We start from the raw sequence: 17,053 nt of genomic DNA, 5'->3' as shown, positions 1-17,053 counted from the left end.
TATAGCTTCTAAAAAAGAGAAATAAGATGGAACAGATGCGTAAACTGCCAATTGGTATACAGACTTTTGAAAAGCTGCGTGAAGAAAATTATCTTTATGTAGACAAAACAGCAATGGTCTATAAGATAGCATCCAATTCCACTCCCTATTTTTTGAGCCGTCCTCGCCGTTTCGGTAAGAGTTTGCTTATATCTACCTTCGAAGCTTACTTTCAAGGACGTAAAGATTTGTTTCACGGGCTTGCCATCGAAAAACAGGAAACCCGGTGGGAGGAATACCCTGTATTGCATCTGGACTTGAATGCACGTAAATATGAAACAGCCGGAGATTTGGTAGCCATGCTTAATCAATATCTGGAAAAGTGGGAATTGAAATATGGTGCGGAAAAGCAGGAGCGTAGTCCCGAAGAGCGTTTTGCCTATGTGATAGAGCAGGCGTATGCCCAGACGGGTAAGCAAGTGGTAGTGTTGATTGATGAATACGATAAGCCTTTGCTTCAAGCTCTTTCGGATGAAAAGTTAACGGAAGAGTATCGTCGGATATTGAAAGCCTTTTATGGGGTACTGAAAAGTGCCGACCGTTATCTCCGCTTTGTTTTTTTGACGGGTGTGACGAAGTTTGCGCAGATTAGCGTGTTCAGTGATTTAAATCAGTTGCAGGACATCAGTACATGGCCCGACTATTCTTCTTTATGTGGTATTACTAAGGAAGAACTGCTCACAACGTTTACTCCGGAGATAGAACGTTTGGGTGTTTCCAATGGGATGGACTTCGATACAACTTTGGAGCGGATGACGAAGCTGTATGACGGTTATCATTTTTACCCTCATTGTGAAGGGGTTTTTAATCCTTTCAGTGTGTTGAATGCATGCAAGTCGAAGATTTTGGATAATTTCTGGTTTCAGACCGGTACTCCTACCTACTTGGCTAACTTGTTGAAAAAGAGTGATTATGATTTGCGCCTTTTGATTGAGGGAGTTGAAGTGACGGCTTCTGCTTTTTTTGAGTATCGTGCAGAAGTAAAGAACCCGCTTCCCATGATTTACCAGAGTGGTTATCTGACCATCAAAGACTACGACAGGGATGTTTTATTGTACACTTTGGGTTTTCCCAATGATGAGGTACGCTATGGTTTCTTGAATTTTCTGGTACCTTATTATACGGAAGTGACCGATGATGAAACCGGTTTCCACATAGCCAAGTTTATGCGTGAACTCCGTTCCGGTGATGTGGATGCTTTCATGGAACGTCTCCGGGTGTTTTTTGCCGGTATGCCATACGATTTGAGCGATAATACGGAACGTCACTACCAGGCTGTCTTTTATGTGGTTTTCACTTTGATGGGACAATTTGTTGAGACGGAAATCCGTAGTGCCCACGGTCGTGCCGATGCCGTGGTGAAGACGAAAGATACCATTTATGTTTTTGAGTTTAAACTGAACGGCAGTGCCGAGGAGGCTTTACGGCAGATTGATGAAAAAGGGTATCTGATTCCTTATAGGTTGGACGGGAGGCGTCTTGTCAAAGTGGGGGTGAATTTCAGCAAGGAAAGGCGTAATGTAGACAGGTATATTGTGGAAGATTTTGTTTTCTAAAATTGGAAATATGGTTACCATCAAAAATAAGGAATACGGTTCTAATATCAGCCTTGCTGCCATCTGCAATTCTCTTTGCAAGGCGGAACATCAGTTGCTTGAGGAGTTTGTCACGGTCGGTGCCAATGCATACGTGGTACGCAATACGCAAAACTCCCTATAAACTCTAGAAGTTCGGTCTTGTGCTGACATATGAGGATGATGTTAAAGGTGAATGGCACATGCTGATGCCTGACTCTGTACGAGATTCCCTTTCGGACCTCGTCCCTCAGTTTATGAATTATATAAATGCCGGCCAGCTGATACCTTCGGTAAAGGAAATCCGGATGCGGATGGCGTTGCATCGCTTTTTGGATAGGGAGAGTTGGTGCCGGATTCAAAAAATAACGTATTATTGCTTACCCATATGGACGGTAAGCACTCAATTGTTTATTTGCTTTACCGCCCCGTATGCTAGATTTTTGTGCCATAAAGATAAAACGAATGCTTATGGCAAGCAGCACGGATTTCAAGAATTTATGGAAACGCTATCAAAAGGAGGGAGTTTCCAAGTTCATCTCTCATGTCCGGGCAAAGTTCAAACTTGCTGCAGACATCGCCAAAGACGAAGAGGCGGCATGGTTTGTGGAACAAATTGGGCGGTTGTATCTGATAGAGGCTGAATGTTTGATGCGTCGGCTCACTCTCGGGGAGATAAGGAAAAGAAGAAATAAATCCGATGTCAGTGAGATATTGAAAGGCTTGAGGAAACAGGTATTGGAACTTCAGCAGGATAAACGCTGTCACTACGGTAAAATGATGGAGACAGCTTTGGCTTATATGTTGAACGGCTGGGATGACCTGCTTAAATATCGCCACTGGGGCGACTACACGATAGACAACATGGTGGCGGAACGTGCGATACGTCCCTTTGCCGTATCGCGAAATAATTCTCTTCACTTCAGCAGTGAGGAGGGTGTCAATGTGGCAATGACTTTCTATACCATTATCGAAACGGCCAAGATGTACCTCTCGGATATCAAGGGATATCTTATACATGTATTCCGTGAACTATTGTCAGGAAACAAGAACTACGAAATGCTGATTCCATCAGGCATTTCGGTTTGAATTAAGTTAAATCGAAGTCAAATATAATAAGACCAATTCCCTTTCTCGCTGATTTTCAGTAGGGAAAAAGGTATTGAGTGCTTACTTTTAAACCTTTTCAGGTCTAAAATGACTGCTTACTTATTTTCAGAAGAGTCCAAAGTGATTGAGTGCTTACGATGATGTTAATTTGCAAAGTGAAAAATATATCTGACTATATATATAGGTATAAAACCTTAATTGAAAATTTTGGCTATCTAACTTTATTACAGATATGTAATTTATTGATACCACTTGTTACATATCCTTATTTAATTAATACTTTAGGAAAAAATTTATATGGTGTAATCATATATTCTCAGGCAATAGTTAGTTATTTAGCAATATTTGTAAACTGGGGATTTAATATCTCAGCTACGAAATATATTAGCATTAATAGAGAAGATTCAAAGAAGATAAACGAAATAGTTAGTGTGGTATATATTGTAAAAACCTTGCTTTTAATTATAGTATTTGGATTCTTATTTTTAATATTTCTTTTTCCTGAAATTCGAGAATATAAATTATTATATATTTTTTCAATGTGGCAATGTATTTATGAATGTTTATTTCCTATATGGTTTTTTCAAGGTATAGAAAAAATGAAATATATTGCAATTTTTTCTTTCATAGGACGTGTAGTGTTTATTCTATTGATATTTATATGGGTCACTACACCGCAAGATTATTTATTGGTTCCACTTATAAATGGCATTGGAGCTATTATTACATCTCTTATAGCCATATATATACTAATATATAAATTTAAAATTAAGTTTAGATGGCAGTCTTTAGCGACTATATTTTATCATACAAAAGATTCAACCAAACTTCTCTTAACGTCAATAACAGGTATAGTGAAAGATAGGACTAATACTATAGTTATTGGTAGCGTTTTGGGAATGGGAGAAGTTGCTTATTATGATTTTGTAGAAAAAATAGTAAATGTATTATCTACTATATTTTATACAATAAGTAATGTTGTATTTCCATATTATAATAAAAATGCTAATAAAATATTTGCCCGTAAACTTTTAATATATACTACTGTAATAGGAGTTTTATTATATTTTATTGTTGGATGTTCTTTGAAATCATTTATTCTTTTATTTTTTAATAATGATATGCTAATGGCAATTCCTGTGTATTGGATGTTGGGAACTCTGTTTATATATCGCCATTTAAGTTATTTTCTTGGAACTGTTATATTAATAAGTCACAATCATGTAAAAGATGTTATTGTCAATATGTTTTATAGTATGTTCGTGTATTTGTTCGTAATAATGTTTTTGGGAATTATTGATTGTTTAAATATATATACTTTATCTATATCATTGGTAATATCTGTTTTCTTTGAAACTTTACAGAGATGGTATTATTGTATAAAATATGGTATAATATGATGAATTTCATAAATCGGTTTATGAGACTCTTTAGGAGAAGGACTGTCAATATAGGACGAGATGTACAATTATTAGGAAATACTGTTATAGGCTGTGATTGTTCTTTTTCAGCTCGCGTTATTTTCAGTAATTCTATTATTGGAGATTATTCATATGTAAATTATAACTCTATTATACATTGTTGCCATATAGGAAAGTTTTGTTCAATAGGTCCTAATGTCGTAGCTGGCTTGGGTAATCATCCAGTAGAAAAGAACGTTACGACTTCTCCGAGGTTATTTTTAAAAGGAAAGTTCCTTTTAGAAGATAGGTATGACCAGTTTGCTATAGTTACTATTGGAAATGATGTATGGATTGGTGCTAATGTGACTATTGTAAATGGAGTTACAATTGGTGATGGTGCAGTAATAGGAGCAAATTCTATTGTAACTAAAGATATACCGCCTTATTCAATTTATGGTGGAGTACCGGCTAAATGTATTAGAATGCGCTTTGAGCAGAATCAAATAGATTTTTTGTTAAAATTAAAGTGGTGGAATATGGATGAGGAATGGATAAGAAGTAATAGTTTACTTTTTTCAGATGTTAATTGTTTAATGGAAAAATATGGAATTTCTCTTTAGTGTATTTACTCCGACTTACAATAGAGCGAATACTATAGGACGTACCTATGAATATTTGTGTAAACAAACATTACGTAGTTTTGAATGGATTATTGTGGATGATGGTTCCACAGATAATACAGAAGAAATAGTTCAGAAATGGATAAATACAAATAAAATTTCCATTGTATATTTGAAGCAGGAGAATGGGGGAAAGCATCGTGCATTTAATAGAGCAGTGCAGATAGCTAAAGGGGAAATCTTTATTTGTTTAGATTCTGACGATTATTATATTGAAACTGCACTAGAAATAATTTATTCATATCATTTGATACATAAGGATAATCCTTGGATAGCAGGATTTTCATGTAATTCTTTAGATTTACATGGAAATCTAATAGGAACTTCGCTACCTGTAGACGAGTTGGTTGTTTCACATTATAACCTTTACAATTCATTGTCAGTAAAAGGAGATAAAGGGTTAATTTATTATACTCGTATTTTGAAAGAATATCCATTCCCTGAATTTGAGAATGAATTCTTTGTAACAGAAGCATTGGTTTTAAATAGAATTTCTTTGCGATATAAAATATGTTGTATTAAGCGAAGTTTAGAAATAAAAGATTATCAAAGAGATGGTCTGTCTAGCAAATACAGACATCTGTGTTTAAGAAATCCTAATGGTTATGCTCTGTATATAAATGAGAGGAATTATTTTAATTTATCATTTACTAACTATGTTATTAATGCTGCAAGTTATGTGCGTTATAGTCTATTTGCAGGAAAAAGTTTTAGGAATATATATAAAGAAGCTATAAATAGAAGATGGACTTTTATAATAGCCTGTTTCTTAGGAATTTTATTATATATTAAAGATAAAAGTAGGTCATGAAAAAAAATCTTTTATTCATTATAGATAATTTGAAAGGTGGTGGAGCAGAAAGGATATTGATAACAATACTTCAACATCTTGATGCAAAAAAATATAATGTAGATCTTTTTTTAATAAATAGAGAGGGTGTTTATCTTGATAGTGTTCCTCGGAATATATGTTTATATTCTGCTTTGGGGGATTCAAATCTGCTAATAAATAAAATTAAGAGACGTATTTTACTAACGTTTCCTAGCTTGTTCTATATCTTTCATATAAGGAAACTATACGATTGTTATATTGCTTTTAGAGAGGATACTGCTACCAGAATTTTATTTAAAGCTCCTGCTACTGCGCAAAGAGTGGCTTGGCTACATACAGATTTAATAAAGCATACCTACTGTAAAACAACTAATAAGCGGAGATATTTTCGTGACCTTCCTTCTTTAAATCAAATAGTATGTGTTTCTAAAGCTTGTCAAAAGACATTGATAAATTTATGCCCTGCTGTCAAAAATAAATCGATTGTTTTATATAATCCTATTGATATTTCTGATATTATACAAAAATCAAATGTACATATTAATGTACCATTTAGTCGGGATAGAATAAATTTATTGGCTGTAGGTAGGATTGACAAAGGTAAAAATCATCGATTTTTGATTGAGTGTATGCCTTTATTGTTGAACAAGGGAAATTTTACATTATGGATTTTAGGTGTGGGGCCTTTACAAGTTGAGTTGGAAAAACTGAGAGATGATATGGGATTGCAAGATTATGTACATTTTTTAGGGTTTAAAGAAAATCCATATCCTTTAATAAAATCCTGTGACGTATTTGTTTTATCTTCCCTATATGAAGGATTACCGACTGTAATAATAGAAGCTTTAATTTTAGAAAGAAATATTGTTTCCTCTCCTTGTGTAGGTGCTGAAGAAGTATTGTGTAATGGAGAGTTTGGATATGTGGCTTCATTGGATATAAATTCTTTTTCGGAAGCAATTTGTAAAGCGTCAGAACATTCTTTGTTGATATCCACTAAATTAAGGCATAGATTATCTGATTTTGATTTGAATCAGCAAATATGTAAAGTTAATACTTTATTTAGATGATAAGTTTTACGTGGAAATATTCCATTTTTCAAGTAATACAGATTTTTATTATTATTTGCTATTTTCTCCAATTTTTATTTTGTATTGGATTTGGATATAATGATGTAACAATTAATATACTACAATATGAATTGTTACTCATTTTTTTGTGGTCACTTTTTTCTGCGATACATGAAAGTGGAACATTCAATTTGTATGTTCTTTTTCTATATATGCTATGTGTGTTTATTTATTCGCGTATATTCTTGGATATTTATGGTTTGTTTAATTGGACATGGGCAGATAAATATAATGATTTCATTTTCCCTATAAACGTACAGTTTCAAATATTAATATTGTTAACATTTTCATTGCTATTTATGCATCTTGGATGCTTGATGGGTAGAAAATATTTGTCTTATAGAAAGATAAATTTTGAATATTCGAGGTATCTAGATAAAATATCTACTTTCTTATTTCTATTCTCCGTTCCAGGTACTTTTATTAAATATTTGATTCAGTTTAAAGCTGTGTTGGAGCATGGATATTTAGCTGTATATGATGGAACTATTGCAAATTTGAAATATCCAATATGGACGACGGGAGCAATATCTATTTTTGAATTTTCATATTGCTTATTTTTAGCATCGAAACCTTCTAAAAAGAAGTTCTTTATCATATCGTCAATTTTCTTTGCTTTAAGAATTGCAGATGTTTTAAAGGGTGGACGTTCTAAACTATTTTTACCTATTATATTTTTATTATGGTATTATTATTCATTTTATTCTGAACAACAAAAACAAAAAATAGGCAAATTATTATTGATTTCAATCGTGTGTATTATTCTGTCACAAGTATTATTGGAGTTCCGGAGGGGGGACGTTGATACTGGTTATGATTCTGATTTATTTATGATGTTTTTTTCTCAACAAGGGGTTTCGTTATTAGTATTTGCATATATGATATTTTATAAATCAACATTTGTAAATACTGGATTACCATATATTTTGTATCCTTTATCCTTAACATCAACTTTTGAAGGTCAATCTATGGAATTTGTGGAGCAAACTAATAGTTTAGGACATCGATTGACTTATTTTTTAGCACCGGATGCATACTTGGGGGGAGAGGGAGTTGGTTCTAGTTTTCTCGGAGAGTTTTGGGATTTGGGATTAATCGGATTTCTACTAATGAGTTTTTTAGCTGGATATATTATTCGTTATTTTGAGAAAAGTGTTCGTAATACTCGTGTTATCATGTTTTTGGCTTTTATATTAGTTCCTAATATAGTGTATATGCCTCGTGCTTCATTTTTCCCTTCATTGATAAATATTTTGATATTCTTATTTTTTTATAGTTTAATTCTATATGTTCCGAAACTTAAAATAAAATTCATTTAGTTTTATGCTTATTTCAATTATCATTCCTATATATAATGTTGAAAAATATTTGAACAGATGTTTAGATAGTGTCATGAAACAGTCTTTTCAGGACATTGAAATTATATTGGTAAACGATGGTTCGACGGATAATAGTGATAATATCATAAAAAGTTATTTATTTGATGAAAGAATTAAATATATATATCAGAAAAATAAAGGTTTAAGTGAAGCTCGTAATACAGGATTAAATATAGCATCAGGAGAATATGTTTTATTTTTAGATAGTGATGATTCTATAGAGCCTAATACATGTTATGAGTTATCGCAAGTAATAGAGAGATTTGAGGTTGATATAGTGGTTTTTGGTCGATATTTGATAAAGGATTGCATAGAAAAAGTTAGAGATCCTGCGTATTGGGGAAATAATCTGTTAGATGGTAAGGAATATTTGGTCCAGGCTAAGCTGAATAATCGCTTTAGCGCATCAGCCTGTAACAGATTATATAAATTATCATTTTTACGACAAAGAGGGTTGAACTTTAAATCGGGAATTGTTTATGAAGATTTGTTGTTCAATTTCCAATGTATGATACAAGGGGCACGAGTTTATGTGTTAAATGAATTGTTATATAATTATTATATAGGACGTAACGATAGTATTATTAATACTATAAAAGAAAAGGATTTGGATATTTTGTTTACTGTTAATGAATTATTTGTGATATATGAAAAATATAAATATCCAGTTATTAAAGATGTTTTTTATTGGATTATTTATGATTGGGTTTCTAATGCAGTGAGTTATAAATATCCTCGAATAGCCATATTCAATAAGAAAGCTATTTCAATAACTCGAATTATAACTCAAGACTCCAGGTACAAATCAGTTTTATTATATTGTAGTACTTGCCATGTAATAGGGTTTAAGAGGAGGATTTTGTCTTGGTTACAGGTAAGAATGTTTTATGTTTACTATTTTTTAATTGGATTATTAGTTAGAATAAAGAAATTAGCATGAGAAATGTTGCTGTAATTTTAGCAGGTGGTGTCGGAACTCGTATGGGAGGGACAATGCCTAAACAATTTTTTAAAGTTTCGGGAAAAACAGTTTTAGAACATACCATTTCTGTATTTGATAACCATCCGCTTATTGATGAAATTGCAATTGTGGTACACCCTAATTATCTTGAAAAAGTGGAGGAATTGTGTTGCATTAATAATTTTAAGAAAGTAGGACGAATTCTACAAGGAGGAAGTGAACGTTATTATTCAAGTTTGTCAGCTATAAATGCCTATGCTTCTACAGAGAATGATATTAATTTAATATTTCATGATAGTGTACGTCCCTTAGTTACTAAAAGAATAATATCAGATTGTATTACTATGTTGGGTAAGTATGGAGCTGTTGATGTTGCAATTCCTGCAACAGATACCATTATCAAAATGAATCTGAATACGCATGAAATAGAGGATATTCCTAACCGACAATTTTTATACAATGGACAGACCCCACAAGCATTTAAATTATCCGTTATTAGGGAAGCATATAAACGTGCATTGGTAGATCCTAATTTTAAAACAACCGATGATTGTGGGGTTGTTTTAAAATATATGCCTGATATACCAATAGGAGTTGTACCGGGAGAGAAATTTAATATGAAGTTAACGCATAAAGAAGATTTGTTTTTGTTGGATAAGCTTTTTCAATTAAAATCTGTAAGTGATGTTTCTTTATATGGACAAGAAACCGCATTAGAGCATAAAGTTATAGTCATTTTTGGGGGAAGTTATGGTATAGGACATAGTATTGCAGAACTGTGTACCGGATTGAAAGCTAAGGTTTATTCGTTTAGTCGAAGTGAGACTGGAACAGATGTTGCTGATGCATCATTAGTAAAAGAAGCTTTGGAAAAAGTATATCTGATTGAGAAAAAGATTGATTTCGTTATAAATACAGCAGGTATATTATTGAAAATTCCTTTGATGACAATGAAATATGATGATATTTTAAATTTAATACGTGTAAATTATTTGGGAGCGATAAATGTAGCGAAGGAATCATTCTCATATTTAGCGAAGTCTCATGGAGGTTTATTACTATTTACTTCCAGTTCATATACACGAGGCAGAGCGATGTATAGCCTATATTCATCTTCAAAAGCTGCAATTGTGAATTTAGTTCAGGCTTTATCTGAAGAATGGAAAAGTTATAATATAAAGATTAATTGTATTAATCCGGAAAGAACTAAAACACCTATGCGTATCCAAAACTTTGGTATAGAACCGGAAAATAGTTTATTAAGTCCCCAATTTGTTGCAGAAACTTCAATAATGACATTACTTTCTGGATTGACGGGACAAGTTATAGATGTCAGACGTAAAACAGACTGACTATGAATAATCTTCATTTTATAAAATGGGTATTTAGTAATAGAAATTATACTGATATAATATATCGTTTAATTTCCTTATTTCTAGGATATCCATTATTGTTACTTTCATACTTAATTCCAAGAAGTAAGAGAAAATGGGTTTTGGGATATAAAGTGGGTTTTACGGACAATGTGAAATATTTATATAGATATTTATATAAATATGAGAAAACAGTAATTCCTATTTGGATATCTTCTAATAAATCGGAAATATTGTTATTAAGAGAAAAAGGTATTAATGCATATTATAGATGGAGTTTATATGGGCTATATCATTGTTTGACATCCTACTATTATATTTTTTCTTCTCATTTATCAGATATTAATTATTGGACTTCGGGAGGATGCTTTGCTGTAAATCTATGGCACGGTGTTGGAATAAAAAAAATTGAGTTTGCAACAACTGTTGGCATTGATTCTAAGATATATGTAAAAAATATATTTAATCGTATTTTATTTCCTTATTTATTTCGTAAGCCTGATTTATTCCTTTCTACTTCAGTGTTTATGTCAATGCATTTTTCTAAATGCTTTCAAATAGATATACGTAAATGTCTTAATTTGGGATATCCTAGATGTGAGTTATTCTTTTTAAATGCAAATTTAATAAAGAAATATGTAGAAGAATATGAACCGCAAGGAGTTAATAGGCTGATAAAGGATATACAAGAATTTTCCCATACTATTATTTATATGCCAACTTTCAGAGATGACCAATCTGATTTTATGTTAGCCTCAGGTATTAATTTGGATTTATTGAATGATTTTTTGGAGAAACGTGATGAACTTTTTTTATTTAAGTTACATCCTGCCACTGTAGTATCTAATGTTTCAAGTATATTTTCTAACATTCGTTTCTTAGATAAGGATGTAGATGTTTATCCAATATTACCATTTACGGATTTACTAATAACAGACTATTCTTCTATTTTTTACGATTATTTGTTATTGGATAAAGGTATTGTTTTATTCCCTTTTGATTATGAAAAATATATTTGTCAATGTAGGGATTTGGCTTTTGATTTTGATGATTATACTCCAGGTGTTCGAGCCTATAGTTTTGATTCATTAATGGAAATATTATCTGATTGGAATTATGGTAATAGTTTGACTACTGAACAAAACAGAATAAAAAAAATATTTTGGGGAGATATTCCGATGCAAAATTCATGTAAGGTATTAACTCGTTATATTATAAATAATGGTAGCAGTAATAATGTCGATTTATAAAAATGATAAATTGATATATGTAGCACAATGTGTTGACAGTTTGCTAAAACAAACATTTAAGGATTTTCATGTTTATGTTCAATATGATGGAGTTGTTGAAAGTGGTATAGAACACTTCTTCATGGAGTTAAATGATAGTCGGTTTCATGTTTATGGTAGAGATGAAAATTATGGGTTGGCATATTCATTGAATGAGTTGTTAACTATTGTACTATCTAAAGGGTATGATTACGTTCTCCGTATGGATGCTGATGATATTTGTCTTTCAAATAGATTTGAAAAACAAATAATCTATATGAACAATCATAAAAATATAGATATATGTGGAGGACATATTGAAGAAATGGATGAAAACAAAAAATCTATAGGGGTTATAAGATATCCTCTATCACATGATGAAATGAAATGTTTCTTTGGGAAAAGAAACCCATTGGCACATATGAGTGTTATTTTTAGAAAATCTTATTTTCATAAAGCAGGTTTATATCCCGTTGATACGGATAAAGATGAAGATACAATATTTTGGCTAAATGGTTTTTTATCAGGATGTAAGTTTGCCAATATAGATGAAGTGTTGGTACGGGTACGTGTAAATAAGGATTTTTATTTAAGAAGAAATGGTTTATCAAAAAGTCTATCTGATTTGAAAAATAGATGTCTTGTTATTAGAAAACTGAACTTATCATATGTGAATTATATATTTGCTTGTGCTCGTTTTGTTATATTTATTATTCCTATCCCTCATGTAACTCAATTTGCTTATAAGTTTTTAAGATAATTTTACAAGATTGAATGTTTATCAAATCTCTCTTTGACCGTGGTGCATCACTCTTCGGTTTAATCTTTTTATTCCCGGTTTTAATTATAATCAGCATTTTGATTCGTATCAAGATGCCCGGAGGTCCTGTCATATTTAAACAGAAAAGAGTTGGACAATATGGGCGGTTGTTTACGATGTATAAGTTCCGTTCAATGACTGTCGCCCATTCTGGAAGTTCCATTTCTGTAAAAGGAGAGAGTCGTATCACTCCGTTAGGAGCAGTACTCCGGAAATATAAATTGGATGAATTGCCGGAGTTATGGAATGTGTTGATTGGTGACATGAGTTTCGTTGGCCCTCGTCCCGATGTTCCCGGTTATGCTGATAGGCTTGAGGGGGAGCATCGGAGAATACTTCTCTTAAAACCCGGCATTACCGGCCCCGCAAGTTTAAAGTATCGGAACGAGGAAGAATTATTGGCAGAACAGAAGGAACCTCAAAAATATAATGATGAGTTTTTGTTTCCGGACAAAGTGCGGATAAATATTGAATATTTGGATAGTTGGTCTTTTTGGAATGACATCAAAATCATCATTTACACAGTGCTTGGGAAAGATTTATAAAATCCTTTCTTTCCTTTTTATTCCCCACTACGTGAGGAAATCGAATCATTAGAATAATCACATATATTTTATGGATAAGAGAATTTATCTTTGCCTCGCTCACATGAGCGGCAAGGAGATGGGCTTCATACAAGAAGCTTTCGATACGAACTGGGTGGTTCCACTCGGTCCGAACGTAAGCGGCTTTGAACAGGATTTGGAGGCTTTTGTAGGTGAGAATAAGCATGTGGTGGCTTTGTCTGCCGGTACGGCTGCTGTACACTTGGCTTTGGTGGCTTGTGGAGTGGGACAGGGTGATGAAGTGATGGTGCAGAGTTTTACGTTTTGCGCATCGAGCCATCCTATGACTTATCTGGGTGCTACTCCTGTGTTTGTGGACTCAGAAGGGGATACCTGGAATATGGATCCGCAGCTGCTGGAAGCGGCAATCAAAGACCGCATCGCTAAAACTGGTAAGAAACCAAAGGCTATTGTCCCGGTTTATCTATATGGTATGCCAGCCAAGTTGGATGAAATAATGGCTGTGGCGGAGAAGTATGGCATTCCGGTGATTGAGGATGCTGCGGAAGGTTTCGGCAGTAGGTACAAAGGACGGGTTTGTGGTACGTTTGGCAAATATGGTGTGCTGTCTTTCAATGGCAACAAGATGATAACCACCAGCGGTGGCGGTGCCTTGATTTGTCCGGATGCGGAGGCAAAGAAGGAGGTTATGTTCTATGCCACACAGGCACGTGAGGCTTATCCTTATTATCAGCATGAGAAGATAGGCTATAACTATCGCATGAGTAACATTTGTGCGGGTATCGGTCGCGGCCAGATGACGGTGGTGGATGAGCACATAGCACACCATAAGCATCTGTGCGGTCTGTATCGTGAGCTGTTGGCCGATGTGGAGGGAATCACGCTTCATGAGAATCCTTCCGGACGTTATGACAGCAACTATTGGCTGAACACGGTACTGCTTGACGGGAATCTGCATGTGAGAGGTGAGGAGGATGCCTACCGTGAGACAGTGAAAGGTGCCGTTGGTGGTGCTGCGGGTGTTACTCATGAGTCAGTGAATGCCCATACTTCTTGTGAGCCTAACCGTAATGTGGAGGCCATGCGTGTTTGTTTGGATAAAGCCGGTATCGAGAGCCGTCCCTTATGGAAGCCCATGCATCTCCAGCCGGTTTATGCGGCTAATCCTGCCTATGTGAATGGTGTCAGTGAGGGCTTGTTCAAGCGTGGTCTTTGCTTGCCGAGCGGTCCTTATGTGATGGATGAGGATGTGAGATACATAGTAGATGAAATGAAGAATTGTATATTGTAGAAATATTTTTTGTTGATTTATAGCACTTTATCACTTTTCTCAGAAAAACTACTCCCAAGCACCTTTTTTCTTTGGCTACATAGTTTTTAATCCTCACCTTTGCATCGTTGATCAACGAAACGTGTGAATAGGAAAACGAATTTAAATCTCTAAAGAAAAAAAAGTATGAGTGTAATTTTCAGGACGGTGGAGAGACCGTCGGACCCCAGGGTTGAAAACTCTCCCAAGAAGTATTATCCGCAGTTGGTAACATTGGGGCAAAGCGTGGATTTGGCGTTTATTGCACAGAAGATGCAGGACCGCTCTTCTCTGTCTATCGGTGACATCAAGAGTACGATGCAGAACTTTGTGGAAAAGCTGAAAGAGCAGTTGCTGGAAGGAAAGACGGTTAATATAGCCGGGCTGGGTGTTTTTATACTGGCAGCCAAATCGAAAGGTGAGGAAAAGGCTGATGACGTGACAGCCAAGAGTGTGGAGAGCGTCCGTATCTGTTTTCAGGCGAATAGGGAACTGAAGATATCGAAGGCTGCTACCCGCGCTGGAGAGAGGCTGGATTTGGTGAGTTTGGATGATTATCTTAAGGGGAAGACTTCTACAGATGGCGGCTCCGGTTCGGAAGGAGGAGGCTCGGATTCGGATGGAGACCAAGGTGAGAATCCACTGGGATAACAGTAGCTATGAATTATTAATCAGATAATGGATAATCTTTATGAAGAAAACGTGGAATGTGATTTTGAAACTTATTATTGCCGTAGCGAGTGCTGTGGCAGGTGTGATTGGTGGACAGACAATGATGTTTTAGTCCGATAGGATTTGATAAATAAAAAATGAGAAGAGCTGCTGGCAGGAAATCTGTCGGCAGCTCTTTTTTTAATCCTTGTATGCTTCTTCGTGTACCCCCGCTACAGCCCGTCCGCTGGGGTCGTTCTTTCCTTGGAAAGAGACGTCCCATGCCAGCGCTTCGGCGGTGGAGCATGCCACACTGGGCACGCTGGGAACGCTTCGGGCCGCGCTTTCACTGGGGAAATGCTCTTCGAAGATGGTGCGATAATAGTACTCTTCCTTGTTTTGCGGGGTATGTACTGGGAAGCGTTCGGCGGCATGTGCCATCTGTTCGTCGCTGACGGCAGCGGCAGTGACGGCTTTCAGCGTATCAATCCAACTGTAGCCCACACCGTCGGAGAACTGTTCTTTCTGCCGCCAGGCAACGTTCTGTGGGAGCATGTCGGCAAAGGCTTCGCGGACTACTTTCTTTTCTATCTCCTTGCCGGGGCACATCTTGACTGCCGGATTGATGCGCATGGCAACATCCAGGAATTCTTTGTCGAGGAAGGGGACACGTCCTTCCACTCCCCAGGCTGCAAGGCTTTTGTTGGCACGGAGGCAGTCGTACAGATGCAGTTTGGAGAGCTTGCGCACGGTTTCTTCGTGAAAGGCTTGCGGTGTGGGCGCCTTGTGGAAGTAAAGGTAACCGCCGAACACCTCGTCCGCACCTTCGCCGCTGAGTACCATCTTGATGCCCATGCTTTTGATGACACGTGCCAGCAGATACATGGGGGTGGAGGCGCGGACAGTGGTTATGTCGTAAGTCTCAATGAAATAGATGACGTCGCGGACAGCATCGAGGCCTTCCTGAACGGTATAGTTTATCTCGTGATGCACGGTACCGATATGACGGGCCACTTCGCGGGCTTTAATCAAGTCGGGAGCACCCTTCAAGCCGACGGCGAAGGAATGGAGCTGCGGCCACCAGGCATCTGCCTTGTTGTCTGTCTCGATGCGTTTGGCGGCATATTTCTTGGCGATGGCAGAGATGACGGAAGAATCGAGTCCGCCACTGAGCAGGACACCGTAGGGGACGTCGGACATCAACTGGCGCTGTACGGCGGCTTCAAGGGCGTCGTGCACAGCCGTGACTTGTGTGCTGTAGGCTGTCCGGCCTATCGAAGCCGGCGCGGCATTGCGTTCGGCGGCAGGAGTGTAGTTGTCCTTCACAGCGGCATAGTCCATCCAGTCGCGGGTGTACCAGCGGTGCATCTTGCCCTCGCGCCCACGGTAGTAGTGGCCGGGAAGGAAAGGCTCATACTCGTCGCAGAAACCCTCAAGGGCTTTCAGCTCACTGCCGAAGTAGATGTGTCCATCCTTGTCGCGTCCTATATAAAGGGGGATTACGCCGATGGGGTCGCGAGCGATGAGGTAATCGTCCGTTTCTTCATCATAGAGGGCGAAGGCGAAGATGCCGTTCAGCTCTTCGAGGAAGCGGATGCCTTTGTCTTTGTAAAGGGCAAGGATGACTTCGCAGTCGGAACCTGTCTGGAAGGCGTATTTTCCGGCATAGCGGGCACGGATGTCGCGATGGTTGTAAATCTCGCCATTGACGGCAAGCACCTGCTTGTGGTCGGGTGAATATAAGGGTTGTCCGCCGGATTCCGGGTCGACAATGGAGAGGCGTTCGTGGGCGAGGATGGCGGAGCCGCCTACGTAGATACCACTCCAGTCCGGTCCGCGATGACGGATTTTCTGCGCCATCCGTAGCGCTTTGTTTCTCAATTCAGGAGTTTGAGACTGTATGTTGAAGATTCCTGCTATTCCACACATGAGAATTAAAAATTAAAGGTTAAAAATTA

17 protein-coding genes are annotated in these 17,053 nt (G+C 36.5%); 16 read left to right on the top strand and 1 reads right to left on the bottom strand.

Annotation, left to right across the window (positions count from 1 at the left end; all coding sequences use genetic code 11):
• Nucleotides 1-26: 26 nt before the first annotated feature.
• The 16 genes from JXR92_RS13900 (at nt 27) to JXR92_RS13825 (ending at nt 15,228) form a co-directional block, all read left to right on the top strand.
• A complete protein-coding gene (locus tag JXR92_RS13900; RefSeq protein ID WP_057097876.1) occupies nt 27-1,595 on the top strand; it encodes an ATP-binding protein in 1,569 nt (522 codons plus the stop codon).
• Nucleotides 1,596-1,605: 10 nt separating this feature from the next.
• Nucleotides 1,606-1,758, top strand: coding sequence for a hypothetical protein (locus JXR92_RS13895; protein WP_005827578.1), 153 nt, complete (start codon nt 1,606-1,608; stop codon nt 1,756-1,758).
• Between the two features lie 326 nt (nt 1,759-2,084).
• Nucleotides 2,085-2,702 (top strand): IS66 family transposase, encoded by a 618-nt coding sequence (locus JXR92_RS13890; protein ID WP_158562836.1) that lies wholly within the window; start codon nt 2,085-2,087, stop codon nt 2,700-2,702.
• Nucleotides 2,703-2,878: 176 nt separating this feature from the next.
• Entirely contained in the window at nt 2,879-4,123 is a 1,245-nt protein-coding gene (locus JXR92_RS13885) for an oligosaccharide flippase family protein (protein ID WP_206897519.1), read from the top strand.
• Nucleotides 4,120-4,746, top strand: coding sequence for a CatB-related O-acetyltransferase (locus JXR92_RS13880; protein ID WP_057097879.1), 627 nt, complete (start codon nt 4,120-4,122; stop codon nt 4,744-4,746). Before JXR92_RS13885 ends, JXR92_RS13880 begins: the two co-directional genes overlap by 4 nt.
• Entirely contained in the window at nt 4,730-5,617 is an 888-nt protein-coding gene (locus JXR92_RS13875; protein WP_005827587.1) for a glycosyltransferase family A protein, read from the top strand. The genes JXR92_RS13880 and JXR92_RS13875 overlap by 17 nt, the downstream gene beginning before the upstream one ends.
• The gene (locus JXR92_RS13870; RefSeq protein ID WP_005827589.1) at nt 5,614-6,708 is read left to right on the top strand and encodes a glycosyltransferase; all 1,095 of its coding nucleotides are present in this window, start codon (nt 5,614-5,616) and stop codon (nt 6,706-6,708) included. Before JXR92_RS13875 ends, JXR92_RS13870 begins: the two co-directional genes overlap by 4 nt.
• Nucleotides 6,705-8,087, top strand: a complete 1,383-nt coding sequence (locus JXR92_RS13865) for an O-antigen polysaccharide polymerase Wzy family protein (protein ID WP_005827591.1) — start codon at nt 6,705-6,707, stop codon at nt 8,085-8,087. The genes JXR92_RS13870 and JXR92_RS13865 overlap by 4 nt, the downstream gene beginning before the upstream one ends.
• Nucleotides 8,088-8,091: 4 nt before the next feature.
• Nucleotides 8,092-9,087 carry a glycosyltransferase family 2 protein gene (locus JXR92_RS13860; RefSeq protein WP_005827592.1) on the top strand — a complete coding sequence of 332 codons (996 nt, stop codon included), beginning with the start codon at nt 8,092-8,094 and terminating at the stop codon, nt 9,085-9,087.
• The gene (locus tag JXR92_RS13855; RefSeq protein WP_005827593.1) at nt 9,084-10,460 is read left to right on the top strand and encodes a bifunctional cytidylyltransferase/SDR family oxidoreductase; all 1,377 of its coding nucleotides are present in this window, start codon (nt 9,084-9,086) and stop codon (nt 10,458-10,460) included. Before JXR92_RS13860 ends, JXR92_RS13855 begins: the two co-directional genes overlap by 4 nt.
• A gap of 2 nt (nt 10,461-10,462) precedes the next feature.
• The gene (locus JXR92_RS13850; RefSeq protein ID WP_005827594.1) at nt 10,463-11,731 is read left to right on the top strand and encodes a CDP-glycerol glycerophosphotransferase family protein; all 1,269 of its coding nucleotides are present in this window, start codon (nt 10,463-10,465) and stop codon (nt 11,729-11,731) included.
• Nucleotides 11,703-12,509 carry a glycosyltransferase gene (locus tag JXR92_RS13845; RefSeq protein WP_081027380.1) on the top strand — a complete coding sequence of 269 codons (807 nt, stop codon included), beginning with the start codon at nt 11,703-11,705 and terminating at the stop codon, nt 12,507-12,509. Before JXR92_RS13850 ends, JXR92_RS13845 begins: the two co-directional genes overlap by 29 nt.
• Nucleotides 12,510-12,523: 14 nt before the next feature.
• Entirely contained in the window at nt 12,524-13,114 is a 591-nt protein-coding gene (locus JXR92_RS13840; protein WP_005827596.1) for a sugar transferase, read from the top strand.
• Between the two features lie 70 nt (nt 13,115-13,184).
• Nucleotides 13,185-14,426, top strand: coding sequence for a DegT/DnrJ/EryC1/StrS family aminotransferase (locus JXR92_RS13835; RefSeq protein ID WP_005827597.1), 1,242 nt, complete (start codon nt 13,185-13,187; stop codon nt 14,424-14,426).
• 165 nt (nt 14,427-14,591) lie between these two features.
• Nucleotides 14,592-15,095 carry an HU family DNA-binding protein gene (locus JXR92_RS13830; RefSeq protein WP_005827604.1) on the top strand — a complete coding sequence of 168 codons (504 nt, stop codon included), beginning with the start codon at nt 14,592-14,594 and terminating at the stop codon, nt 15,093-15,095.
• Between the two features lie 40 nt (nt 15,096-15,135).
• A complete protein-coding gene (locus JXR92_RS13825) occupies nt 15,136-15,228 on the top strand; it encodes a smalltalk protein (RefSeq protein WP_005837261.1) in 93 nt (30 codons plus the stop codon).
• Between the two features lie 68 nt (nt 15,229-15,296).
• Here the strand turns inward: JXR92_RS13825 and asnB are convergent, their stop codons facing one another.
• Nucleotides 15,297-17,024, bottom strand: coding sequence for an asparagine synthase B (gene asnB / locus JXR92_RS13820; RefSeq protein ID WP_117959159.1), 1,728 nt, complete (start codon nt 17,022-17,024; stop codon nt 15,297-15,299).
• Nucleotides 17,025-17,053 lie beyond the last annotated feature (29 nt).

This window comes from Bacteroides parvus, from assembly GCF_017309675.2.
Lineage (GTDB): Bacteria > Bacteroidota > Bacteroidia > Bacteroidales > Bacteroidaceae > Bacteroides > Bacteroides uniformis.
Note: the sequence above shows the minus strand (reverse complement) of the source record. Positions and strands in the feature narration are given on the sequence as shown.

Coding starts and splice junctions, on each gene's coding strand:
- JXR92_RS13900 (WP_057097876.1), top strand. CDS start 27: ATGGAACAGATGCGTAAACTGCCAATTGGTATACAGACTTTTGAAAAG.
- JXR92_RS13895 (WP_005827578.1), top strand. CDS start 1,606: ATGGTTACCATCAAAAATAAGGAATACGGTTCTAATATCAGCCTTGCT.
- JXR92_RS13890 (WP_158562836.1), top strand. CDS start 2,085: ATGGCAAGCAGCACGGATTTCAAGAATTTATGGAAACGCTATCAAAAG.
- JXR92_RS13880 (WP_057097879.1), top strand. CDS start 4,120: ATGATGAATTTCATAAATCGGTTTATGAGACTCTTTAGGAGAAGGACT.
- JXR92_RS13875 (WP_005827587.1), top strand. CDS start 4,730: ATGGAATTTCTCTTTAGTGTATTTACTCCGACTTACAATAGAGCGAAT.
- JXR92_RS13870 (WP_005827589.1), top strand. CDS start 5,614: ATGAAAAAAAATCTTTTATTCATTATAGATAATTTGAAAGGTGGTGGA.
- JXR92_RS13865 (WP_005827591.1), top strand. CDS start 6,705: ATGATAAGTTTTACGTGGAAATATTCCATTTTTCAAGTAATACAGATT.
- JXR92_RS13860 (WP_005827592.1), top strand. CDS start 8,092: ATGCTTATTTCAATTATCATTCCTATATATAATGTTGAAAAATATTTG.
- JXR92_RS13855 (WP_005827593.1), top strand. CDS start 9,084: ATGAGAAATGTTGCTGTAATTTTAGCAGGTGGTGTCGGAACTCGTATG.
- JXR92_RS13850 (WP_005827594.1), top strand. CDS start 10,463: ATGAATAATCTTCATTTTATAAAATGGGTATTTAGTAATAGAAATTAT.
- JXR92_RS13845 (WP_081027380.1), top strand. CDS start 11,703: ATGGTAGCAGTAATAATGTCGATTTATAAAAATGATAAATTGATATAT.
- JXR92_RS13840 (WP_005827596.1), top strand. CDS start 12,524: ATGTTTATCAAATCTCTCTTTGACCGTGGTGCATCACTCTTCGGTTTA.
- JXR92_RS13835 (WP_005827597.1), top strand. CDS start 13,185: ATGGATAAGAGAATTTATCTTTGCCTCGCTCACATGAGCGGCAAGGAG.
- JXR92_RS13830 (WP_005827604.1), top strand. CDS start 14,592: ATGAGTGTAATTTTCAGGACGGTGGAGAGACCGTCGGACCCCAGGGTT.
- JXR92_RS13825 (WP_005837261.1), top strand. CDS start 15,136: ATGAAGAAAACGTGGAATGTGATTTTGAAACTTATTATTGCCGTAGCG.
- asnB (WP_117959159.1), bottom strand. CDS start 17,024: ATGTGTGGAATAGCAGGAATCTTCAACATACAGTCTCAAACTCCTGAA.